Origin of the sequence: Streptomyces colwelliae (assembly GCF_048158785.1) — a bacterium.
Taxonomy (GTDB): Bacteria; Actinomycetota; Actinomycetes; order Streptomycetales; family Streptomycetaceae; genus Streptomyces.
On record NZ_JBLTJC010000008.1, the window covers coordinates 56,535 to 80,134 of the forward strand.

Sequence of the window (23,600 nt, forward strand, 5' to 3'; positions counted from 1 at the left end):
TCCGGCACGACGGAGGTGAGACCCATGAACGCGACCCCGGCAGCCATCGGCCGCATTCCGGTACGTGACGTACGCCCGTCCGTGGACAGCGGCGCACGCCCGGCGAAGGCGGTGGTCGGCGAGACGTTCCAGGTCACCGCCACCGTCTTCCGCGAGGGCCACGACACGATCGGCGCCAACGCCGTGCTCTACGACCCGGACGGCCGCCCCGGCCCATGGACCCCGATGCGGGAACTCACCCCCGGCAGCGACCGCTGGGGCGCCGAGGTCACGCCTTCCACGACAGGCCGTTGGTCCTACGTCGTGGAGGCCTGGGGCGACCCCATCGCGACCTGGTGCCGGGCCGCCCGCATCAAGATCCCGGCCGGCATCGACGTCGGCCTGATGCTGGAGGAGGGCGCGGAGCTGTACGCGCGCGCCGCAGCCGGGGCGCCCGAGGGCCCGGCCCGCGCCACGATGCTGGCCGCCGCGGAGACGCTGCGCGACGACACGCTGCCGGTGGGGACGCGGTTCGTGGCCGCGTTGACGCCGGGTGTGGACAGGGTGCTGGAGCGGTATCCGCTGCGGGAGTTGGTGACGGTTTCCGAGCCTCGCTCTCTGGTGGTCGAGCGGGAAAGGGCGTTGTGCGGCGCCTGGTACGAGTTCTTCCCGCGCTCCGAGGGCACTCCGGCCCAGCCCCACGGCACGTTCCGTACAGCCGCGAAACGGCTGGACGGGATCGCGGCGATGGGCTTCGACGTGGTGTATCTGCCGCCGATCCATCCCATCGGGAGCACCTTCCGCAAGGGCCCGAACAACACCCTCTCCGCCGGTCGTGAGGACGTCGGTGTCCCGTGGGCGATCGGCTCACCGGAGGGCGGCCACGACGCGATCCACCCCCAGCTGGGCACGCTGGAGGACTTCGACGCGTTCGTCGCGCGGGCCGCCGAGCTGGGCATGGAGATCGCGCTGGACTTCGCGCTCCAGTGCTCCCCCGACCACCCGTGGGTGGACAAGCACCCGGAGTGGTTCCACCACCGCCCCGACGGCACGATCGCCTACGCGGAGAACCCGCCGAAGAAATACCAGGACATCTACCCGATCGCCTTCGACCGGGACATGGACGGCCTGATCACCGAGACCGTCCGCGTGCTGCGCCACTGGATGGACCACGGGGTGCGGATCTTCCGCGTCGACAACCCGCACACCAAACCGGTCGTCTTCTGGGACCGGGTCATCGCGGACATCAACGGCACCGACCCGGACATCATCTTCCTGGCCGAGGCGTTCACCCGCCCCGCGATGATGCACACGCTCGCGCAGATCGGCTTCCAGCAGTCGTACACCTACTTCACCTGGCGCAACGCGAAACAGGAACTCACCGAATACCTCAGCGAGTTGTCCGGCGAAGCGGCCGCCTACATGCGGCCCAACCTCTTCGTGAACACCCCCGACATCCTGCACGAGTTCCTCCAGGAGGGCGGCCGCCCGGCCTTCGAACTGCGCGCGGTACTGGCCGCCACCCTCTCCCCGACCTGGGGTGTCTACAGCGGCTACGAACTATGTGAGAACGCCGCTCTCCGGCCGGGCAGCGAGGAGTATCTCGACTCGGAGAAGTACCAACTCCGCCCGCGCGACTGGGAGTCCGCCGAGCTGGAAGGACGTAGCATCGCGCCATTGCTGGGCAAGCTCAACGACATCCGGCGCCGTCACCCTTCGTTGCACCAGCTCAGGAATCTCCGCTTCCACCGGACGGACAACGACGCGCTGATCGCGTACAGCAAGACATCGGGTGTGGACACGGTTCTGGTGGTCGTCAACCTGGATCCGCACCATACCCAGGAGGCCACGGTCTCGTTGGACATGCCGCAACTCGGCCTGGAATCAAACGAATCCATGTCGGTGTGCGACGAACTGACGGGTGAGTCCTATCAGTGGGGCAGGAGCAACTATGTGCGTCTGGAACCCGGCCGGGCTCCCGCGCACGTGTTCCACGTCCGGCGGTCCACACAGAGCGGAGGGTCAAGAGCTTCATGACTGTCAACGAACCGGTCCACGACACCTTCGAGGACACTCCCGCCAAGGACCGGGACCCCGAGTGGTTCAAACGCGCCGTCTTCTACGAGGTCCTGGTCCGCTCCTTCCAGGACAGCAACGGCGACGGCGTCGGTGACCTCAAGGGCATCACCGCCAAACTCGACTACCTCCAGTGGCTCGGCGTCGACTGCCTCTGGCTACCCCCCTTCTTCAAATCCCCACTCCGCGACGGCGGTTACGACGTCTCCGACTACACCGCCGTACTCCCCGAGTTCGGCGACCTCGCCGACTTCGTCGAGTTCGTCGACTCCGCCCACCAGCGGGGCATGCGCGTCATCATCGACTTCGTCATGAACCACACCAGCGACCAGCACCCGTGGTTCCAGGAGTCGAGGAAAGACCCCGACGGGCCCTACGGCGACTACTACATGTGGGCCGACGACGACAAGCAGTACCCCGACGCCCGCATCATCTTCGTCGACACCGAAGCGTCGAACTGGACCTTCGACCCCGTCCGCAAGCAGTACTTCTGGCACCGCTTCTTCTCCCACCAACCGGACCTCAACTACGAGAACCCGGCCGTGCAAGAGGAGATCCTGGCCGCCCTCCGCTTCTGGCTCGACCTCGGCATCGACGGCTTCCGCCTCGATGCCGTCCCCTATCTCTATGCGGCCGAAGGCACCAACTGCGAGAACCTGCCCGCCAGTCACGACTTCCTGAAGCGCGTCCGCCGAGAGATCGACGCGATGTATCCGGACACCGTGCTGCTGGCGGAGGCGAACCAGTGGCCCGAGGACGTCGTCGACTACTTCGGCGACTACCAGGGCGGCGGCGACGAATGCCACATGGCATTCCACTTTCCCGTCATGCCCCGCATCTTCATGGCAGTCCGCCGGGAGTCCCGCTACCCCGTCTCGGAAATCCTCGCCAAAACCCCTGCCATTCCCTCGGGTTGCCAGTGGGGCATCTTCCTGCGCAACCACGACGAGCTGACCCTGGAGATGGTCACCGACGAGGAACGCGACTACATGTGGGCCGAGTACGCCAAGGACCCACGTATGCGCGCCAACATCGGCATCCGCAGGCGCCTCGCGACCTTGCTCGACAACGACCGCAACCAGATCGAACTCTTCACGGCCCTGCTGCTGTCGCTCCCCGGCTCGCCGATCCTCTACTACGGCGACGAGATCGGCATGGGCGACAACATCTGGCTCGGCGACCGCGACGCCGTCCGCACCCCCATGCAGTGGACCCCCGACCGGAACGCGGGCTTCTCCTCCTGCGATCCAGGACGCCTCTTCCTGCCGACCATCATGGACCCCGTCTACGGCTATCAAGTCACCAACGTCGAGGCGTCGATGTCGTCGCCCTCCTCGCTGCTGCACTGGACCCGCCGCATGATCGAGATCCGCAAGCAGAACCCGGCGTTCGGCCTCGGCTCGTACACGGAGCTCCAGTCGTCGAACCCGGCGGTGATCGCGTTCCTGCGCGAGTACGAGGACGACCTCGTCCTGTGCGTGCACAACTTCTCGCGGTTCGCGCAGCCCACCATGCTCGATCTGCGGGAGTTCGACGGCCGGCATCCCGTGGAGCTGATCGGCGGGGTGCGTTTCCCCGCCATCGGTGAACTGCCGTATCTGCTGACGCTCGCGGGGCACGGCTTCTACTGGTTCCGGCTCCCGCGAGCCAATTCCCGTATCGGCCGACGACTTTGAGGATGTGCAGGAGAAAGGACGCGTCACCATGCCGAAGACCGCACCCCTCCGACTGAGCGGCCCCGGCGTCGACCGGCCTCCGGCCACGCTCGCCGGGCTGCTGCGCGAATGGCTGCCCGGGCAGCGCTGGTTCGCCGGCAAGGACCGGCCGGTGGCCGACCTCGACGTGCTGTCCACCACGGAACTCTTCCCGGGCTGCCTTCATCTGCTGGTCCGCACCTCCCACACCGGGGTCCCCGCGCCGGGTGGCACTCCCCCGCCCGGCGACTGCTACCAACTCCTGCTGGGCGTACGGGAACACGTCTCGCCGCGGCTCGCCCGGGCCTTCATCGGGCGTGTGCAGGAGGGTCCGTTGGCCGGGCTCGCGGTCTACGACGCGCTACAGGATCCGCGGTCGGCGGAGCTGTTGCTGGAGCGGCTGCGGCATCCCGGTACGACGGGTCCCCTGCACTTCGAGGCGGACCCGTCGGCGTCCGTGCCCGCCGGACTCGCGCCCCGGCTGCTGGGTGCCGAGCAGTCCAACTCCTCGCTGGTGTACGGCGATCGGTTCATCCTGAAGGTGTTCCGGCGCATCCAGTCCGGCGTCAATCCGGACCTGGAGCTGCCGGGGGCGCTGGCGGCACAGGGCTGCAAGCGGGTCCCCGCGCCGGTGGCGTGGTTCCGGACGGCCGAACCACGCGCCGCGACACTCGGCGTGCTCCAGCCGTTCCTGCCGGACGCCTCCGACGGCTGGGCGCTCGCGCTGCGCGCACTCGCCGACAGTGACGAATTCACCACCGAGGCTCATGAGTTGGGGCAGGCCACCGCCGATGTCCATCTCGCGCTGGCCGCGGCCTTCCCGTCCGGCGGCGGTCCCCTCGCCGAGAACGACCGTACGGCGGCGGCGATGACCGAGCGTCTGGAGGCCGCCGCGCACTCCGTGCCGGCGCTGCGGCCGTTCGTGCCGGGACTGCGGACCGCGTTCGGCGCGCTGGTCGGCCGTGACGCCGGGCCGCCCGCCCAGCGCATCCACGGCGATCTGCATCTCGGGCAGGTGCTGCGGGCCGGACGCGACTGGTTCGTCATCGACTTCGAGGGCGAGCCGTCCAAGCCGCTGGCCGAGCGGCGCAGCGCGCAGTCCCCGGTGCGGGACATCGCCGGCATGCTGCGTTCCTTCGACTACGCGGCCCGGCAGCGCCGTCCCTGGCGCCCGGAGTGGGCCCGCCGCTGCCGGGAGGCCTTCTGCGCGGGCTACGCGGCCCGGGCCGGCTGGGACCCCCGCACCAAGCACGCCCTGCTGCGCGCGTACGAGACGGACCGCGCTGTGTATGAAGTGCTGTACGAGGCCAGACACCGTCCGGACTGGCTTCCCGTACCCATGGCGGCGATCGAGCGTCTCGCCGTCCGAGGAGGCTGAACTCCGTGGCCCTGCGCGACACTTCACCTCAGGAGGCGGGCGGTCCGCCCGCGACCGTCGGCCCGGATACGGGCGAACAGACCGGGCCGGCCGCACCGGATGCCTCCGGCCCGGCCGTGCCTGGCCTGCCGGAGACCGGCGACCGGACCGTGACCGGGACACCGGAGACGAGCGGCTCGCCCACGACCGCTCCGGCTCCCCTGGGCGCGGGCGGTCCCATGGCATCCGCCCCCTTGGACCCGGCCGCCCGCGACCGCCTGCTCGCGGGCGCCCACCACGACCCGCACGCGCTGCTCGGCGCGCATCCGGTGCCGGGCGGGACCGTCTTCCGGGCGCTGCGTCCGTACGCCCGTGCCGTGAGCGTCGTGATCGACGGTTTCCGCACCCCGCTCACCTCGGAGGGCGGCGGCCTCTTCTCCGCCGTACTCCCGCTCGACACGCTCCCGGCGTACACGCTGCTGGTGTCGTACGCGGAGGGCGACGAGCACGAGGTCCACGATCCGTACGGCTTTCTGCCCGCCCTCGGTGAACTCGACCTGCACCTCATCAAGGAGGGGCGCCACGAGGAGTTGTGGAAGGCGCTCGGCGCGGAGCCGATGACGCACGCAGACGTGGCCGGTACCCGCTTCACCGTGTGGGCGCCGAATGCCCAAGGGGTGCGCATCGCCGGGGACTTCAGCTCCTGGGACGGTACGGCCTTCCCGATGCGGTCGCTCGGTTCGTCGGGCGTGTGGGAGCTGTTCCTGCCGGGTGTGGGCGAGGGGGCCCGCTACAAGTTCGAGATCACCTCCCGGAACGGCGAGCGCTTCCTGAAGGCCGACCCCATGGCCCGTCGCACCGAAGTGCCGCCCGCCACCGCGTCCATCGTGACGGCCTCGCACTACGAGTGGGGCGACGAGGACTGGCTGGCCCGCCGGACGGAAACCCCGGTCCACGAGGCGCCCATCTCGGTCTACGAGGTCCATCTCGCGTCCTGGCGACAGGGCTTGACGTACCGTCAGCTCGCCGTCGAGCTGCCCGCGTACGTGAACGAACTGGGCTTCACCCACGTCGAGTTCATGCCGGTGGCCGAGCACCCCTTCGGCGGTTCCTGGGGCTACCAGGTCACCGGTTTCTACGCGCCGACCTCCCGCCTGGGCACCCCGGACGACTTCAAGTTCCTGATCGACGCGTTCCACCAGGCCGGTATCGGCGTGATCATGGACTGGGTTCCGGCGCACTTCCCCAAGGACGACTGGGCGCTGGCCCGGTTCGACGGGGAGCCGCTGTACGAACCCGGGGACGAACGGCGGGCCGAGCACCCGGACTGGGGGACGTACGAGTTCGACCTCGGACGCACCGAGGTACGCAACTTCCTTGTGGCGAACGCCGTCTACTGGTGCCAGGAGTTCCACATCGACGGCCTGCGCGTGGACGCCGTCGCCTCGATGCTCTACCTCGACTACTCACGCGACTCGGGCCAGTGGACCCCGAACGTCCATGGCGGGCGCGAGGACCTGGACGCGATGACCTTCCTCCAGGAGATGAACGCGACCGTGTACCGCAGGGTGCCCGGTGTCGTGACGATCGCCGAGGAGTCCACCGCCTGGGACGGGGTGACCCGGCCGACCGACACCGGCGGGCTGGGCTTCGGGTTCAAGTGGAACATGGGGTGGATGCACGACTCGCTCGACTACATGTCGCACGAGCCCGTCCACCGCAAGTTCCACCACCACGAGATGACCTTCTCCATGGTGTACGCCTACAGCGAGAACTACGTCCTCCCGATCTCCCACGACGAAGTCGTCCACGGGAAGCAGTCGTTGGTGTCGAAGATGCCGGGCGACTGGTGGCAGCAACGCGCCAACCACCGCGCATATCTGGGATTCATGTGGGCCCACCCCGGCAAGCAACTCCTCTTCATGGGCCAGGAGTTCGCCCAGGGCGCCGAATGGTCCGAGTCCCACGGCCCCGACTGGTGGCTCCTGGATCCCGCCTACGACGCCGCACCCGACCACCGGGGCATCCAGGACCTCGTCCGCGACCTCAACACCACCTATCGCGCCACCCCCGCCCTCTGGCAGCGCGACACCGACCCCGGCGGCTTCCGCTGGGTGATGGGTGACGCGGCCGAGGACAACGTCTTCGCGTTCCTCAGGTTCGACACGGAGGGCTCGCCGCTCCTCGCGGTCAGCAACTTCTCCCCCGTCGTACGCCATGACTACCGGCTCGGTGTCCCCGACGAGATCCCCGCCTGGCAGGAAACCCTCAACACGGACGCCGCGGTCTACGGCGGCAGCGATGTCACGAACCCCGACCCGATCAAACCGGAGGACGGCCATATCCGGCTCACCCTCCCGCCCCTCGCGACGGTGTGGCTGACACCGGGGTGACATCCTGCTCGCATGCCGACACCGATCCATTCTGATACCGCCCAAGTAACCGGCCTGCACCTGGAGTTGCGGGACGTCACGCAGGAAGTACGGGGCGCCGGGCGGGTGTTGGACGACGTGTCCTTCGAGGTCGGAGCCGGGCGGCTGACGGTCATCGCGGGCAGCAGCGGCGCGGGCAAGACCGTGCTGTTGCAGACCCTCGCGGGGCTCCAGGGCCCGACCTCGGGGGACGTACTGCACGACGGGGCCCAACCCGGGCCGCCCGGGCCGGAGTTCGGGTTCGTACCGCAGGAGGACGTCATCCACCGTGAGCTGCCGTTGCGGCGCACGCTGGAGTACGCGGGACGGCTGCGGATGCCGGGTGAGACGGTGTCGGCGCGGGTTGCGGAGGTGCTCGACGTCCTCGGTCTTGCCCAGCGCGCCGACACGCCGGTGCGCGCGCTGAGCGGCGGGGAGCGCAAACGGGCTTGTATCGCCGCCGAGTTGCTGACCCGGCCCCGGGTGCTGTTCCTCGACGAGCCCACGTCCGGGCTCGATCCGGTCACCGGGGCCGCGCTGCTGGCGACCTTGCGCGGTCTGGCCGAGTCCGGGACCACCGTCGTCCTCACCACCCATGTGCTGGCCGATCTGCCGCGCTGCGATCAGGTCGTGTTCCTGTCGCCGGGCGGGGCGGTCGCGTTCGTGGGGGCGCCGGACGCGCTGCTCGGGGCGTTCGGTGCGGAGACGGCGGAGGACGTGTACGCGGCGGTGGCGGAAGGGAGACGCGCCGAGCGCGCCGCCCCGGTGCCGCGCGCGGAGCGGGCGCCGGCGCCTGTCGCGCACCGTCCGCAGCGCGTCGGTGCCGTACGCCAGTGGGCGCTGCTGACCCGTCGTACGACGGCGCTGCTGGTGCACAACCGGCTGTCGGTCGCCGTGTTCGTGGGGTCGCCGGTGATGATCGTGGCGATGTTCGCGGTGTTGTTCCGAGCGCGCGCGTTCAATCCGGCGGCGCCCGATCCGGGGTCCACGGCGATGATCATGTTCTGGATCGCGTTCGGGGCGTTCTTCTTCGGGCTGACGTACGGACTGCTTCAGATCTGCACGGAGTTGGCGGTGCTGCGCCGTGAGTGGCTGGCCGGGGTGCGGATCGGGCCGTATGTCGCCTCGAAGCTGACCACCGTCCTGCCTGTGCTGGCGGCGGCGGACGCGCTGCTCCTGGCGGTGCTGCGCGCGCTGGACCGGCTGCCGGCGGCGGGCTGGGACACGTACGCCTCGCTGTTCCTCACGAGTGTGCTGGCCTCGGCCGCGGCGCTCGCCCTCGGGCTGCTCACCTCGGCGGCGGTCACGGATCCGGGGCAGGCGACCCTGATGCTGCCGTTGCTCTGTTTCCCGCAGGTGCTGTTCTCGGGGGCGTTCGTGCCGGTGCCGCGCATGGCGTCCGTCGGGGAGGCGATCAGCTGGGCGATGACCAACCGCTGGGCCTTCGAGGCACTGGGCAGCGCGATCGGCCTGGAGAGCCTGTGGCGCGACGGCAACTCCCTTGCGGGACCACCGCTGTTGCGCTCGTACGGTGACTCGTTCGCGCATCCGGCGGGGCGCGGCTGGCTGATCCTCGCGGGGTTCGCCGTGCTGTTCCTGGCGGCGACCTGGGCGGTGCTGGTGCGCAAGTGCCGTCAGGGGGTGGCTGCGGCGCGCTCGGGGCGGTGAGACGCCCCTTCTCGGACTGTGAGGCGCCCCCAGCAGTCACTCAGCAGCCCGCCCGGTCCGCGAGGCCGGCCACCGTCGGTACGCGGTCGCGGTACGTGTCCGCGACGAACTCCAGGAACCTTTCCACGTCCCTGGGTTGCGAGGAGACGCCCACCGAGACCCGGACCGCACCGGCCGACGGCAGCCCCAGCACGTCCAGGTACTCCTCCAGGGAGCCCAGCGGTTTGCGGGCCGCCGAGCGCAGGCTGCGCAAGGGCAACGCGAACGCGGCTTCCCCGGCGCCCGGGTTGCAGAAGCAGCCGTAGCGGAGCGAGATGCGGTGCTCGGCGCTGTCCTGGGAGACGACGCGTTCGTCGATCACCCGGCCGTCCGCGCCGAGGAGGTTGAGGGCGACGGTGCCACCGCGTGCGGGGCCGGTGCCGGTGGGGCCGTAGACCCGTGTCATCGGGGAGCCGTCGGTGTGGCGTAACCCGGCGATGCCGGTGAGGAGTTGGCCGGTCAGGCGGGCCACGTGATCGTGGACCCGGTCCATGCCGATGGTGTCGATCCACTCCAGGCCGGCCGTGATGTCGGGTATGGAGAGGAAGTTGACGGTGCCGTCCTCGAAGGCCGCCTCGCCGTCGGCGAGGACGTGCCACTGTGCCTGGGCGCTCGCGGCGTAGATGGTGCCGCCGGAGAACCAGGGGCGGCGCAGTCGGGCGAGGGCCTCGCGGCGGACGATCAGGCTGCCTATGCCGGTGGGGTAGCCGAACACCTTGTACCAGCTGACCACGGTGAAGTCCGGGTGGTACCGGGACAGGTCGAGGGGGTTGGTCGGCACGAACGCGGCGGCGTCGAGCAGGACGTCGTAGCCGTGTTCGTGGGCCGTGGCGATCCAGTCCAGGGAGTGCCGTACGCCGGTGAAGTTGCTCTGTGCCGGATAGGCGAGGAGTCCGCGTCGGCGCCTGCGGGCCGTGAGCGCGGTGCGCAGTCGCTCCTCGTCGATCGCCAACTCCTGGCCGTGGACCGGGACATACTCGGTCTTCGCGCCGCCTGCCCGTGCGTACTCCCGCAGTCCGTTCACGGAGTTGTGGTTGTCGAGGAGCATCACGAGCCTGCTGCCCGGGACGAACGGGTAGGACTCGCCGACCAGGTGCAGCGCGGCCGTCGCGTTCGCGGTGAACACCACCGTGTACTCGGCCGGGTCCGCGTGGAAGTGCCGGAGCACCGCGGCGCGGGCGTGGGCGAGCAGGTCGCCCGAGGCGCGGGAGGCGGGGCTCTCCGAGTGGGGGTTGCCGAAGACGCTTCCGGTGATGCGCTCGGCGCTGGCCCGGACGAGGGAGGCCGGGGCGAGTCCGGCGCCCGTGTAGTCGAGATAGGTGTGTCCATCGGCGTCCAGGTAGCCGAAGTCGTGCGCCCTCAACTCGCCCAGATCCACCGCGTTCATGGCCTCGTACCCCCCGCTTTGTCAGGTCGGTCCCACTCAACCATCAATCTCCGCACAGGCACTTCACGGTTCCCCTCACCAAACGCTCACACCTGGGCTAGATTCGAGCACCGTCGATAACAGCAATGGTCGGCAGAGTCACGCCCCGTACAACCCAGGAGCAGCGCATGCGCGACTTCGCCGTCGCTCCACCCCCCGCCTCCACCCTCAACGGCGGCCTCGCCGACAGCGTCTTCGAGACCGCGGTCCTCAATCCCACCCTTCCGCTGATCGCGCGCAAGCCGGACCCGACCTCCGCGGTGTGGGAGGAGGTGACGGCCGTCGAGCTGCGGGACGAAGTCGTCGATCTGGCAAAGGGGTTGATCGCCTCCGGGATATCGCCGGGCAGCCGGGTCGCGATCATGGCCCGCACCCGGTACGAGTGGACCGTGTTCAGCCACGCCCTGTGGGCGGTCGGCGCCGAGGTCGTGCCGGTGCATCCGACGTCCTCGCGGGAGCAGGTCGAGTGGATCCTGCGGGACGCCAACTGTGTGGCCGTGGTCGTGGAGGACGAGCAGGGCATCATGACCGTCGGCACGGTGTGTGCCGCGCTGCCGCTGCTGCGGCATGTCTGGCAGCTGGACTCCGGGGCGATGGCCCAGATCGTGGAGCGGGGCACGTACATCCCACAGACCACGGTGGACTCGCTGCGCCGGATCGTGATGCCGGACTCGACCGCGGTCATCGCCTACACCTCGGGCACCTCGGGCCGTCCCATGGGCTGCGCGCTGAGCCACCGCAGTCTGGCCAGCCCCTGCGACACGCTGCTCGCGGGCTGGTCGCACACGGCGGCGCCGCCCGGGGAACAGCCGGCCGTGCTGGCCTTCCTGCCGTTCTCGCACGTGTACGGGCTGATGATCCAGGGCCTGTGCATGCGCGGCGGCTGGCTGATGGCGCACGAGCCGGAGATGACCGAGGCGGCGCTGGTGTCGGCACTGCGCACCTTCCGGCCCACGTACCTGTACGCGGTGCCGTCCATCTTCGAGAAGATCTACAAGAACTTTCTCCGTACGGCCCAACAGCTCGGCCGGGGCGCCCTGTTCGAGCGGGCCGCCTCGACCGCGCGGGAGTTCGCCACGGCCGAGGAGCGGCAGAGACTCGGCCGGGGTTCGGGCCCCAGCTTCGACCTGCGGCTCCAACACGCCCTGTTCGAGCGGACCGTGTACCGCAAACTGCGTGCCGGGCTGGGCGGCCGGGTGGTCCGTGCCACGTCGGGCGGATCTCCGCTGAACCGTGAACTGTCCTTGTTCTACTCGGGCATCGGCATCCTCGTGCACGACGGCTACGGGCTGACGGAGACCGCCGGCGGGATCACGATGCAGCCGCTGGGCCGGGAGAAGATCGGCACGGTGGGGCAGGCGCTGCCGGGCACGGAGATCCGGGTCGCGGAGGACGGCGAGATCCTGGTGCACGGGCCCTCGGTGTTCCAGGGCTACATCAACGACGAGCGGGCGACGCGGGCCGCGGTCCACGCGGGCTGGCTGGCCACCGGTGATATCGGACGGCTGGACACCGAGGGGTATCTGACGATCACCGGCCGCAAGAAGGACATCATCATCACCAGCAGCGGCAAGAGCGTCGCGCCGGCCGCTCTGGAGAACCGGCTGCGGATGCATCCCCTGATCCATCAGGCGGTGGTCGTGGGCGACGACCGTCCCTGTGTGGGGGCGCTGCTCACCCTGGACCCGGAGTTCGTGGCGCACTGGCGTGCCGGACTGGCTCTTCAGAGCGACGCGCGGGGCCGGGAGGCGCGGGAGGAGAACGCGCTGCGGGAGGAGATCACGCGGGCCGTGGCGGCCGCCAACAGCCCTGTGGGGCGCGCCGAGTCGATCCGGGTGTTCCGGGTGCTCCCGCAGCCGTTCGACGTCGCGGGCGGGCTGCTGACGCCGTCGATGAAGCTGCGCAGGGACGCGATCGTGCGGCACTACGCGTTCGAGATCGACGCGATGTACCAGGCACGCGCGCGTGTCCCGCAGCAGTCGGCGGAGGAGCAGCTCGCGGGCTGGGACGACGCGGACAACGTGTTCCGCTAGGTCATCGGGCGGGGGTCACTCCGGCCGACGATCACTCCGGGCGGTGGGCGACGACCGCGAACATCGTGACGGACATGTGCAGCGCGCCGCGCTCGGCGGCCTCGGTGAGGTCGGCGTAGGCGCGGTCGCGCTGGGCCTCGGTCAGTGCGCCGCGGCGCACCGCGGACTCGCCGAGCATGCGGATCAGCGGCCAGGCCACCGACCGGTGGTCCTGGAGCAGCGCCTGCGAGCCGCGGTCGTCGACGACGAGTCCGGCGGCGCTCAGCTGGCCGACGAGCCGGCGTCCCGAGTAGGGGTTGGCCGCGCTGGTGAGGGCGCCGGAGGTGAACGCGGCCGTGACCTCGGGGTCGCCCGGGTGCAGGATCGTGGTCGCCCAGTCGGTGTCGAGCAGCGCCACGCGCCCGCCGGGGCGCAGCACGCGGGCCATCTCGGCGACGGCCTTGTCCGGTTCCGCGAGGTGCTGGAGCACCCGTTCGCACCAGACGACGTCCACGGAGGCGTCGGGCACGGGCAGGGACAGCGCGTCGCCGTCCGTGAAGCGGGCCGGGCTGCCGGCCGACGCGGCCCGCTCCTCGGCGACCGCGCGCAGCCCGGGGTTGGGTTCGACGCCGAGTGCCGACCCGTTCGAGCCGACGGCGGCGGCCAGTTCACGGGTGGTCGATCCGGTGCCGGCCCCGATGTCGAGGGCGCGTTCACCGCTGCCCGGGGCGAGTGCCTCGTGCGCCCATGCGCGCAGTCGTCGTACGCCTGGATTGGCTTCCTGGATGTCGAGCGCGGCCACCAGCCGCGACACGTCGCCGGTGTCGATGTTCTGGGTGCGGAAGCCTGACCCCGGCTCGGGCTGAGTGTGCGACATGGCGTGCACTCTACGGTCCGCGGCGATCGCCGCGGGATCGGTCAAAGGTCGTTCAGGTGCGCCATTTGTTCACACGTCCGCGGCGTACGAAGGGCGTCCGCGGGGCATGCTGGTGCTTCACGCGTACGTCTGCCTGCCGCGCTCAGCTGGCGGAACGGCTCCCGGCACGGTGGGATCGATGTGGTGCGAGGCAGCGATCCGGGGCAGGCGTACGGCGTCGAGGCAGACCGCCTGGAGCCGCAGAAGGGATGAACACCGTGACACGACCGAGGATCCTGGTGGTTGGCGCAGGCTTCGCAGGAGTGGAGTGCGTTCGCCGCCTGGAGAGGAAACTGACCCCGGAGGAAGCCGACGTCACGCTGGTGACGCCGTTCTCCTACCAGCTCTATCTGCCCCTGCTGCCCCAGGTCGCCTCCGGCGTCCTGACCCCGCAGTCGATCGCCGTCTCGCTGCGCCGCAGCAAGAAGTACCGCACCCGGATCATCCCGGGCGGCGCGATCGGTGTGGACATCAAGGCCAAGGTCTGTGTGATCCGCACGATCAACGACGAGATCGTGAACGAGCCCTACGACTACATCGTGCTCTCCCCCGGCAGCATCACCCGCACCTTCGACATCCCCGGGCTGACCGATCACGCCTTCGGGATGAAGACCCTCGCCGAGGCCGCCTACATCCGCGACCACGTCATCACGCAGCTGGACCTCGCGGACGCGAGCGACGACCCGGCGGAGAAGGCCTCGCGGCTCCAATTCGTGGTGGTGGGCGGTGGTTACGCCGGCACGGAGACGGCCGCCTGCCTCCAGAAGCTGACGCACGCCGCGGTCAAGCGCTACCCGCGGATCGACCCGAGTCTGATCAAGTGGCACCTCATCGACATCGCGCCGAAGCTGATGCCCGAGCTGGGCGACAAGCTCGGCAAGAGCGCGCAGGAGATCCTCACCCGGCGCGGTATCGACATCTCCCTCGGCGTCTCGATCGCGAAGGCGGGGCCGGAGGAGGTCACCTTCACCGACGGCCGGGTGGTGCCGACCCGCACGCTGATCTGGACGGCCGGTGTGGTGGCCAGCCCGCTGATCGCCACGCTGGGCGCGGAGACGGTGCGGGGGCGGCTCGCGGTCACCTCCGACATGAACCTGCCCGGTCACGACGGGGTGTTCGCGCTCGGTGACGCGGGCGCGGTGCCGGACGAGGCCAAGGGCGGGGACGGCGCGATCTGCCCGCCGACCGCGCAGCACGCCATGCGGCAGGGCAAGGTGGTCGCCGAGAACGTGATCGCGACGCTGCGCAACCAGCCCCTGAAGCCGTACGTCCACAAGGACCTCGGGCTCGTCGTGGACCTCGGCGGCACGGACGCGGTGTCCAAGCCGCTCGGCATCGAACTGCGCGGTTTCCCCGCCCAGGTCGTGGCCCGCGGCTACCACTGGTCGGCGCTGCGCACGAACGTCGCCAAGGTCCGCGTCGCGACGAACTGGACGCTCAACGCGCTGGCCGGCGACGACTTCGTGCGCACCGGCTTCCAGGCCCGCAAACCGGCCACGCTGAAGGACTTCGAGTACACCGACTCGTATCTGTCGCCGGAGCAGGTACGGGAGCGCGTCGAAGGGTCCGGGACCCAGGAGCCGTAGCATCGGTGTCACGGATCTTGATGTGAACCTGGGGAGAGTACGGCGGCGTGAGGGCAGCGGGACGGGCGGCGTGGGCACGGGTGTGGGATCGCGTCGCGGCGTCCGATCCCGGGCTGCTGCGGCTGACGGCGGGGCTGCGGACGGTGTCCGCGATCGCGCTCACGCTGGCCGTGCTCTCCCTCCTGCGGGCCTCGGTGCCGCATCTGGTGGCCGGGGCGATGGCGGCGATGGTCTCCATGTTCGCCATCCGCGAGAAGCAGCGCGGACAGCAAGCGGTGACACTCGCCCAGGGGCTGCCCGTCGCCCTGGCCTCGGTGTCGCTGAGCGCGCTGCTGAACTCGCGGGTGGTCGCGGGTGACGTCTTCTTCGTCCTGCTGATCTTCGGCGCCGTCTACAGCCGCCGGTTCGGCGACCGCGGCACGGCGCTCGGGCTGATCGGCTTCCAGATCTACTTCCTGTCCCTGTTCGTCGGCGCGACCGTCTCCGCGCTGCCGCGGCTGTACGGCGTGCTCGGCGTCGCCTTCGTGTGCAGCGCGCTGGTGCGGTTCGCGCTGGTGCCGGAGACGCCCACGGGGACGCTGGACCGGCTGCGGCGGGCGTTCCGGGCGCGGTTCGCCCAGCTCGTGACCGCGCAGCTCGCGTTGCTCGACGCCGGTCCCGACGACATGGAGAAGGCCCTCGTCGACGTACGGGAGGGCACCGCGCGACTGCACGAGACGGCGCTGCTGATCCAGGGCCGGCTGGAGGACGGGACCTCCGACGAGACGGCGGCGCGGCTCGTGCAGCGCCGTATCGCGGACGCCGAGGTCGCCGCCGAGCGGCTCGGGCTCCTGCTGCTGACCGCGCGCAGCGCCGAGCGCGGCCACACGCTGACCCTGCACCTGCCGGGCGCGCCCGTCCCCGCCGGCGACCGGCTGCCCAAGCGGGACGAGACGACCGACACGCTGCGCCGCGATCTGGAGGCACTGCGCCTGCTCGTCCTGCGGCCGGCGGGCACGGACTCGGGCACGGGGCTGGCGCATGTGCGCAACCGGCTCCTCGGATATCGCGAGGAGGAGAACCTGCCGCCCGCGTCGGACGCCGTGCAGGACGTGTTCCGGGGCATCGGCGAGGCCGGGCGTGCGGTGCTGGGGCTGCGGATCGCCGTGGACGGGCCGCAGGACGAGTCGGAGGACACGCCCGCGACGACCCGCTCGCGCGAGGAGCTGGACGCGGAGGACGTCGCCATCGCGGGCAGCGAGGAGGCCGAGGGGGAGGACGCGGAGCGCACGGGACTGCGGCGCCCGACGACGCGGGCGGCCGTGCAGGTCGCCGTGGGATCCTCGCTGGCCATCATCGGCGGCGAGTTCCTGTCCAGCCAGCGCTGGTACTGGGCGGTACTGACCTGCTGGATCGTGTTCATCAACACCTCGTCGACCGGCGAGATCCTCGTCAAGGGCTACCGGCGGCTGCTGGGCACGGTCCTGGGTGTCGTGGCCGGTATCGGCCTCGCGGGCCTGGTCGGGCATCACACCTGGACGGCGTTCGCGCTGGTGCTGCTGTTCATCTTCGCGATGTTCTACACGGCACCGCTGTCGTACACCCTGATGTCCTTCTTCGTCACCGCGATGCTGGGCCTGCTCTACACGCTGCTGCACACCTACAGCGCGTCGGTGCTGGTGCTGCGGGTCGAGGAGACGGCGCTCGGCGCGGCCTGCGGGGTGGTCGCTGCGGCGCTGGTGCTGCCGGTGCACACGGACCGCCGTACGAACGAACTCCTCGGCACCGTGCTGGCGCGGCTCACGGACGTCACCGAGGCCGCCGTCGACCAGCTCAGCGGTGGGGCCCCGGCCGAACTGCTCGACAAAGCACGGGACTTGGACCAGGCGCTGGCCGACCTGAGCGCTTCCACACAGCCGCTGACCCACCCGATCACACCGTTGCGGGCGCGCCGGGACACGGCACGGTACGTCGTCGCACTCCTGGAGACCTGCGCCTATCACGCGCGGTATCTGGCGGCGACCGCCGAGCTGCTGCCCACGCATCCGTCGATAGCGGCCGATCCCCGGCTGCGTGAGGCGGGTCGCCGGATCGTGCACAACATCGGGGTGATCGGCGCGTACGTCACCGACGAGGGCGAAGACGGGGACGGCGTCGGCGCGATCGAGACCGGGCCCAGCATCGCGTCCCTGCTGCGGCCCGGAACGCCGGGGACCCCGCGCTACGGGCGCGTCACGGACCGCGTGCTGCGGCATCTGCAGCGCCTCGACGAGGCCGTGGTCGGCCTGGCCCGGCCGCTCGACGTACCGATCGCGGCCCCGGCGCAGTGAACTGCGCGCGCCTGGGTAGGCGACACGCATGACAGATGTCGTGGACTCGGACGAACTGTTGCGGCGCATCCAGCGGGCCCGGGCCTTCGCGGCCCAGGAGGTGCGGACATGGTCGGAACAGGGCGACGCCGTGAGGGAAGTGGCCTACGAGGTGGTTCTGCGCGTGCTGGACGAGATCGTGGCCCCCGGCCGGCATGCCACGAAGTGAAACCGGTCACGCGCCCGGTTGAGTTGGGTACGAAATGCCCGTGGATGGTTTACGGTTCATGCATACGTGGTCACGGAGTCGACCGTAGGGTCCTCCGCCGCCACCGCTTACGGCCCTGGCTGGTCTCCCCCGTCCAGCCAGGGCTTTTTCATGCCCGGATTCCGTCCCCCGAGGTGCCCGGGACGTCGGCAGAGGCTGAAATGGGCGTAGGGAGAATTCCGGATCCGCTGCCGGCGAGGAGCCCTGTGCCATGACCCAAGCGATAAAACTGCTGACCGCCCTGCCCCAGACCCAGCGCGAACGGCTCATGGAGCTCGCGCAGGAGGTCTCCTTCGCCGAGGACTCCAGGATCTTCGAGGCGGACGGCACGGCCGACCGCTTCTGGGTCGTCCGCTCCGGCGCCGTCTCGCTCGACCAGCGGGTCACCGCGCAGCAGCGGGTCACCGTGGCCACGCTCGGCGCGGGCGACCTGCTCGGCTGGTCCTGGCTGTTCCCGCCGTACAAGTGGGACTTCGGCGCGGAGGCGTTCAGTGCCGTGCGGGCCTACGAGTTCGACGCGGCGGCCGTCCTCGCGCTGTGCGTGGAGGATCCGCTGCTCGGGCTCTCCCTGGTCCGGATCGTCGCGGAGATCCTCGCGCACCGGCTGGAGCTGACCCGGAGCAAGCTGATGGAGCACTACGCGAGCCATGGGCCCGTCTGAGCGCCCTCAGATGCGGTAGCGGCGCAGCGCCGGGACGGTGGCGGCCAGGGTCAGCATGATGACCACGACCAGGATGCCGCCGCCCGCGACCGCCGTACGCGGGCCGAAAGCCGAGCCCGCCGTGCCGTGCAGCACGTCGGCGAGGCGTGGGCCGCCCGCCACCACGACGGTGAAGACGCCCTGCATACGGCCGCGCATCTCGTCGGTGGCGGCGGACAGCAGGATCGCCCCGCGGAACACCATGGAGACCATGTCGGCGACTCCGGCGGCGGCGAGGAACACCACGCCGATCCACAGGTTGCTGCTCAGCCCGAAACCGGTGATGGCAGCGCCCCAGGCGACGACCGCGCCGATCACCATCCAGCCGTGCCGGCGTGCCCGCGAGAACGTGCCGGAGAACAGTCCGCCGACCACAGCCCCGATGGGGATCGCCGCGAACAGCATGCCGAGCGCGAGACCCTCGCCGTAGGGCGCGTAGGTCTGGGCGGCGAGTTGCGGGAACAGGGCGCGGGGCATGCCGAAGACCATCGCGATGATGTCGGCGAGGAAGGACAGCAGCAGCACCTTGTGCAGCGAGATGTAGCGGAAGCCGGCGGCGACCTCGCGCCAGCCCGCGCGCCGCGGTGTCGCGGACTCCAGAGGCGGCAGCGAGGGCAGCTTGACGACCGCCCAGAGCGTGACGCACAGGGCCAGCGCGTCGATGAGATACAGCTCGGGCAGGCCGATGACCGGGATGAGGACACCCGCGAGGAGCGGTCCGACGACCTGCCCTGTCTGCATGACGGTCGAGCCGAGGGCGTTGGCGGCGGGCAGCTGTCCAGCGGGGACCAGGCGGGCGATGGAGGCGTTGCGGGCGGGCGCGTTGAGGCCCCAGAAGGCCTGCTGCACGGCGAGCAGCACCATCAGCGCGACCACGGATTCGAGCCCGGTGGCGGCCTGGACCCAGAACAGCACCGAGGTCACGGCTATGCCGCTGTTGGTGATCAGCAGCAGTTTGCGGCGGTCCATGCTGTCGGCGATCGCCCCGCCCCACAGCGCGAACACGATGAGCGGCAGCAGGCCGGCCATGCTGGCGGCGCCGACCCAGGCCGAGGAGCCCGTGATGTCGTAGATCTGCTTGGGTACGGCGACGGCGGTGAGCTGGCTGCCGACGGCCGTGACGATGGTCGAGGACCACAGTCGGCGGTAGGCGGGGATGCGCAGCGGGCGGGTGTCCATCGCCCAGCGGCGCCAGCCGCGCCGGGGGCCCGTCGCCGGTTCCCGGTCCTTCTCCGACTCGGGTTCCGTGCCGCTGTCGGTGCTCTCGCTCGTGTCCACTGGCTTCCTGGTTGCTCGCTACATCTAATCGACCGGGGTTCACTATCGCAGCACCGGCTGTGGCTGCCGAATCCGGCATCTCACGCTCCGGCGGCGAGCATTGCGCCGAGACCGATCATCGTCGCGGCGACCAGGCCGTCCAGCACCCGCCAGGCGGAGGGCCTGGCGAGGAAACGGCTGAGCAGGCGGGCGCCGAAGCCGAGCGCGGTGAACCAGCACAGGCTGGCGCAGACGGCGCCGAGTCCGAAGGTCCAGCGCAGCGGGCCGTGGGCGGCGGCGATGGAGCCGAGCAGGAACACGGTGTCCAGGTAGACGTGCGGGTTGAGCCAGGTCATCGCCAGACAGGTGAGGACGGCCCGGCGGCGCGAGCCGGTCGACTCGCCCTCGGCGTGCAGGGCGGCGGGCCGGAACACCCGGCGGGCGGCGAGGACGCCGTAGCAGAGCAGGAAGGCGCCGCCGATGAGTCCGACCGCCTTCAGCGCGCCCGGCCACGCGACCACGACCGCGCCGACCCCGCCGACGCCCAGCGCGATGAGGAGCGCGTCCGACAGGGCGCAGATGCCGACCACGGCGAGGACGGCGTCGCGGCGGATGCCCTGGCGCAGGACGAAGGCGTTCTGGGCGCCGATGGCGACGATGAGGGAGAGGCCGGTGCCGAATCCCGCGGCGGCGGCGGACAGTGCGTTGGTCACGCCTCGACGCTAAGGACGCCGGCGTCAGGAGTACAGCTAAAGATTCTTACGTAACATTAGCGCTCGTGATGATTTCGGAGCTTCCCCTCGACCAGGTACGCACGCTGCTCGCCGTGGTGGACGAGGGCACGTTCGACGCGGCGGCCGCCGCCCTGCATGTGACGCCCTCGGCGGTCAGCCAGCGCGTGAAGGCCCTGGAGCAGCGCACCGGCCGGGTCCTCCTGCTGCGCACCAAGCCGGTGCGGACGACCGAGTCCGGCGAGGTGGTCGTGCGCTTCGCGCGCCAACTGGCCCGCCTGGAACGGGACGCGCGCGCCGAGCTGGGGATGAGCGGGGCCGGGGAGTCGACCCGGGTGTCGATCGCCGTGAACGCCGACTCGCTGGCCACCTGGTTCCTGGGCGCCCTCACCCGCGTCCCGCGCGAACTCCGGGTCTGCTTCGAACTCCGCCGCGAGGACGAGGACCACACGGCGGCCCTGCTCCGCGAGGGCCTGGTCATGGCGGCGGTGACCTCGTCACCGGACGCCGTCCCGGGCTGCTCGGTCCGGGCGCTGGGACGGATGCGCTATCTGCCGGTCGCGAACCCGGAGTTCAGGGACACGTATCTCGCGGGTCCACTGCGGGACACGCTGACCGAGGCGCCGGTGATCACCTTCGACCGGCGGGACGACTTCCAGGACTCCTTCGTACGACGGCTGCTGCGCGGACAGGGCGGTGCGAGTGCGGTACGGCATCTCGTGCCGACCTCGGAGGGGTTCGTCGAGGCCGTCGCCGCGGGGTTGGGGTGGGGCATGGTGCCGGAGATGCAGGCAGCTCCGCTGTTGAGTGCCGGGCGGTTGGTGAACTTCGCGCCGGAGAGGTCGGTCGACGTGCCGCTGTACTGGCAGCAGTGGAAGCTGGACTCGCCTGCGCTGGCGGCCGTGGCGGGGGCGGTCATGGGGACGGCGGCGGAGGCGTTGCGGGGCTGAGCGCGCCATCGGTCGTGTCGATGTGCGGCTCCGCCGCGGGGCCGCAGTGTGCCGTTGTTCGTCTGCTACGCCGTCGTGGCTGATCGCGCCGTTCCCCGCGCCCCTTCGGGGCGCTGCCGCATCACGGTGAACCTCGCACGGGCTGCTCAGGGACGCGTGGACTTCAGTCGGGCGGCCGCGCTGTCCAGCAGCATCTCCAGAGCCGTCGGATACGCGCTGTCGGCCATGCGGGCCGCCAGGAGCGGGGCCGCCTCGGCGATGCGGGGGTGGGTGGTGCGGGGCAGGCGGGCGTAGGTCGAGCGCCACATGTCCTCGTCGGCGCGGAGAGCCGCGCTCGGCAGGGCGAGGGACGCGGCATCCAGGGCGGCGAAGGCCAGGGTCTGGTCGATGAACGCGTGGTAGATCCGCACGGTGTCCGGCAGCGGGAACCCGGCCGTGCGCAGCACGTCCAACACGGCCTCGTCGGCGGCCAGTTCGTTGGCCCGGCCGGTGACCCGGCTCGCGGTGAGCTGGGCGGCCTGCGGGTGGGCGACGTACGCGGCGTGGATGCGCAGGCCGATCGCGCGCAGGTCGGCCCGCCACTCCCCCGTCGGCTCCCAGCCCCGCAGCGCCTGCCCGACGAGGGCGTCGCCGATGGCCAGGGTCAGCTCGTCCATGCCGCGGAAATAGCGGTAGAGCGTGCTCGGGTCGGCGTCCAGGGCCAGGCCCAGACGGCGGGCGGTCAGACCGGCGCTGCCGTGTTCGCGCAGCATGCGCAGGGCCGTGTCGACGATCAGCTGCTCGGACAGGACGGTGCCGTTCTTGGTGGGACGGCGCCGTCGCCGCTTCTCCTCCGACACCACCGGTTTCGGCATCGCGGCCTCCTCTGCGTGTCCCTGTGCGTCCATGCGCGTCTATGCGTGCCCTTATGCCAACGCCATTGACCTTATCCGCGCGACCGGCGTTGTATCGCCCGTGAGATTTCGGCAGTGAAGGAGTTCTTGCCATGCGTGTACTGCTCGTGGGAGCCGGTGGTGTGGGAACCGCGGTCACCCGGATCGCGGCCCGGCGTCCGTTCTTCGACGCGATGGTGGTCGCCGACTACGACCTCTCCCGGGCGGAGGCCGCGGTCGCGGCGCTCGGGGCGGACGGCGCCCGGTTCCGCGCCGAGCGGCTGGACGCGAGCGCCGAGGAGGCCGTCGTGGCGGCGCTGCGTACGCACGAGTGCGATGTGCTGCTGAACGCGACCGACCCGCGCTTCGTCCTGCCCCTGTTCCGTGCGGCGCGTGCCGCCGGGGCCAACTACCTCGACATGGCGATGTCGCTGTCCCGGCCGCACCCGGACCGACCGTACGAGGAGTGCGGGGTCAAGCTCGGGGACGCGCAGTTCGAGGACGCGGCCGAGTGGGAGAAGGCCGGTGCGCTGGCCCTCGTCGGGATGGGTGTGGAGCCGGGTCTCTCGGACGTGTTCGCGCGCTACGCCGCCGATGAACTCTTCGACGAGATCGAGGAGATCGGCATCCGCGACGGGGCGAACCTCACCGTCGACGGCTACGACTTCGCGCCCTCCTTCAGCATCTGGACGACGATCGAGGAGTGCCTGAACCCGCCGGTGGTCTACGAGGCCGACCGCGGCTGGTTCACCACGGAACCGTTCAGCGAGCCCGAGGTGTTCGACTTCCCCGAGGGCATCGGCCCGGTCGAGTGCGTGAACGTGGAGCACGAGGAGGTGCTGCTGGTCCCGCGCTGGGTCGACGCGCGCCGGGTCACCTTCAAGTACGGCCTGGGCGGCGACTTCATCGAGACCCTCAAGACCCTCCACCTGCTGGGCCTCGACCGCACCGAGCCGGTCACCGTGCCGAGCGCTTCGGGCCCGACTGCCGTGTCCCCCAGGGATGTTGTGGCCGCCTGCCTGCCCGACCCCGCGACGCTGGGCGACCGTATGCACGGCAAGACGTGTGCGGGCACGTGGGTGCGCGGCACGAAGGACGGGGCGCCGCGCGAGGTGTACCTCTACCACGTGGTCGACAACCAGTGGTCGATGGCGGAGTACGGCTCCCAGGCAGTGGTCTGGCAGACGGCCATCAACCCGGTGATCGCCCTGGAGTTGCTGGCCACGGGGGCGTGGAGCGGCTCGGGCGTGCTGCGTCCGAACGGGTGTCGTCTATCTGGGTGTTGAGGACGAGGCTGCCTTGGACGCGGTTGTAGAGGATCAGGACGCTGTGGAGGCTGTCGAGGGCGTCCCGCATGGGCGGCTTGGGAT

17 protein-coding genes are annotated in these 23,600 nt (G+C 70.6%); 12 read left to right on the plus strand and 5 right to left on the minus strand.

Going from position 1 to position 23,600, the window contains the following annotated elements; translation table 11 throughout:
- Positions 1-24 precede the first annotated feature (24 nt).
- From ACNFOC_RS03340 to ACNFOC_RS03360, 5 genes are all read left to right on the plus strand, one after another.
- A complete protein-coding gene (locus tag ACNFOC_RS03340) occupies positions 25-2,016 on the plus strand; it encodes an alpha-1,4-glucan--maltose-1-phosphate maltosyltransferase (RefSeq protein ID WP_416956391.1) in 1,992 nt (663 codons plus the stop codon).
- Positions 2,013-3,731: a maltose alpha-D-glucosyltransferase gene (gene treS, locus ACNFOC_RS03345; RefSeq protein ID WP_416956393.1), complete on the plus strand. Its 1,719-nt coding sequence runs from the start codon at positions 2,013-2,015 to the stop codon at positions 3,729-3,731. Before ACNFOC_RS03340 ends, treS begins: the two co-directional genes overlap by 4 nt.
- Before the next feature lie 28 nt (positions 3,732-3,759).
- Positions 3,760-5,127, plus strand: coding sequence for a maltokinase N-terminal cap-like domain-containing protein (locus tag ACNFOC_RS03350; protein WP_416956395.1), 1,368 nt, complete (start codon positions 3,760-3,762; stop codon positions 5,125-5,127).
- Between the two features lie 218 nt (positions 5,128-5,345).
- Positions 5,346-7,499 carry a 1,4-alpha-glucan branching enzyme gene (gene glgB, locus ACNFOC_RS03355; RefSeq protein WP_416956424.1) on the plus strand — a complete coding sequence of 718 codons (2,154 nt, stop codon included), beginning with the start codon at positions 5,346-5,348 and terminating at the stop codon, positions 7,497-7,499.
- 12 nt (positions 7,500-7,511) lie between these two features.
- Positions 7,512-9,185: an ATP-binding cassette domain-containing protein gene (locus ACNFOC_RS03360; RefSeq protein WP_416956397.1), complete on the plus strand. Its 1,674-nt coding sequence runs from the start codon at positions 7,512-7,514 to the stop codon at positions 9,183-9,185.
- 40 nt (positions 9,186-9,225) lie between these two features.
- On the opposite strand, the gene ACNFOC_RS03365 is transcribed toward ACNFOC_RS03360, so the two are convergent.
- Positions 9,226-10,611, minus strand: a complete 1,386-nt coding sequence (locus tag ACNFOC_RS03365; protein ID WP_416956399.1) for an aminotransferase class V-fold PLP-dependent enzyme — start codon at positions 10,609-10,611, stop codon at positions 9,226-9,228.
- A 167-nt stretch (positions 10,612-10,778) separates the two neighbouring features.
- Here ACNFOC_RS03365 and ACNFOC_RS03370 point away from each other — a divergent pair, with 167 nt between their 5' ends.
- Positions 10,779-12,683, plus strand: a complete 1,905-nt coding sequence (locus ACNFOC_RS03370) for an AMP-dependent synthetase/ligase (protein WP_416956401.1) — start codon at positions 10,779-10,781, stop codon at positions 12,681-12,683.
- Between the two features lie 31 nt (positions 12,684-12,714).
- Here ACNFOC_RS03370 and ACNFOC_RS03375 read toward each other — a convergent pair whose 3' ends face one another.
- On the minus strand, positions 12,715-13,539 hold the full coding sequence (locus ACNFOC_RS03375; RefSeq protein WP_416956403.1) for a methyltransferase domain-containing protein: 825 nt from the start codon (positions 13,537-13,539) through the stop codon (positions 12,715-12,717).
- 248 nt (positions 13,540-13,787) lie between these two features.
- Here ACNFOC_RS03375 and ACNFOC_RS03380 point away from each other — a divergent pair, with 248 nt between their 5' ends.
- From ACNFOC_RS03380 to ACNFOC_RS03395, 4 genes are all read left to right on the plus strand, one after another.
- Positions 13,788-15,164, plus strand: coding sequence for an NAD(P)/FAD-dependent oxidoreductase (locus ACNFOC_RS03380; RefSeq protein ID WP_416956405.1), 1,377 nt, complete (start codon positions 13,788-13,790; stop codon positions 15,162-15,164).
- Between the two features lie 47 nt (positions 15,165-15,211).
- Positions 15,212-17,473, plus strand: a complete 2,262-nt coding sequence (locus tag ACNFOC_RS03385; protein WP_416956407.1) for an FUSC family protein — start codon at positions 15,212-15,214, stop codon at positions 17,471-17,473.
- Between the two features lie 28 nt (positions 17,474-17,501).
- Positions 17,502-17,681 (plus strand): hypothetical protein, encoded by a 180-nt coding sequence (locus tag ACNFOC_RS03390; RefSeq protein WP_416956409.1) that lies wholly within the window; start codon positions 17,502-17,504, stop codon positions 17,679-17,681.
- 250 nt (positions 17,682-17,931) lie between these two features.
- Positions 17,932-18,381: a cyclic nucleotide-binding domain-containing protein gene (locus ACNFOC_RS03395; RefSeq protein WP_416956411.1), complete on the plus strand. Its 450-nt coding sequence runs from the start codon at positions 17,932-17,934 to the stop codon at positions 18,379-18,381.
- A gap of 6 nt (positions 18,382-18,387) precedes the next feature.
- Here the strand turns inward: ACNFOC_RS03395 and ACNFOC_RS03400 are convergent, their stop codons facing one another.
- Positions 18,388-19,698 (minus strand): MFS transporter, encoded by a 1,311-nt coding sequence (locus tag ACNFOC_RS03400; RefSeq protein WP_416956413.1) that lies wholly within the window; start codon positions 19,696-19,698, stop codon positions 18,388-18,390.
- Between the two features lie 80 nt (positions 19,699-19,778).
- Positions 19,779-20,390 (minus strand): LysE/ArgO family amino acid transporter, encoded by a 612-nt coding sequence (locus ACNFOC_RS03405; RefSeq protein ID WP_416956415.1) that lies wholly within the window; start codon positions 20,388-20,390, stop codon positions 19,779-19,781.
- A 68-nt stretch (positions 20,391-20,458) separates the two neighbouring features.
- On the opposite strand from ACNFOC_RS03405, the gene ACNFOC_RS03410 reads away from it, so the two are divergent.
- Positions 20,459-21,358, plus strand: coding sequence for a LysR family transcriptional regulator ArgP (locus tag ACNFOC_RS03410; RefSeq protein WP_416956417.1), 900 nt, complete (start codon positions 20,459-20,461; stop codon positions 21,356-21,358).
- 146 nt (positions 21,359-21,504) lie between these two features.
- On the opposite strand, the gene ACNFOC_RS03415 is transcribed toward ACNFOC_RS03410, so the two are convergent.
- Positions 21,505-22,212: a TetR/AcrR family transcriptional regulator gene (locus tag ACNFOC_RS03415; RefSeq protein WP_416956418.1), complete on the minus strand. Its 708-nt coding sequence runs from the start codon at positions 22,210-22,212 to the stop codon at positions 21,505-21,507.
- 131 nt (positions 22,213-22,343) lie between these two features.
- On the opposite strand from ACNFOC_RS03415, the gene ACNFOC_RS03420 reads away from it, so the two are divergent.
- Positions 22,344-23,516: a saccharopine dehydrogenase family protein gene (locus ACNFOC_RS03420; RefSeq protein ID WP_416956420.1), complete on the plus strand. Its 1,173-nt coding sequence runs from the start codon at positions 22,344-22,346 to the stop codon at positions 23,514-23,516.
- The last annotated feature ends 84 nt before the right edge of the window (positions 23,517-23,600 follow it).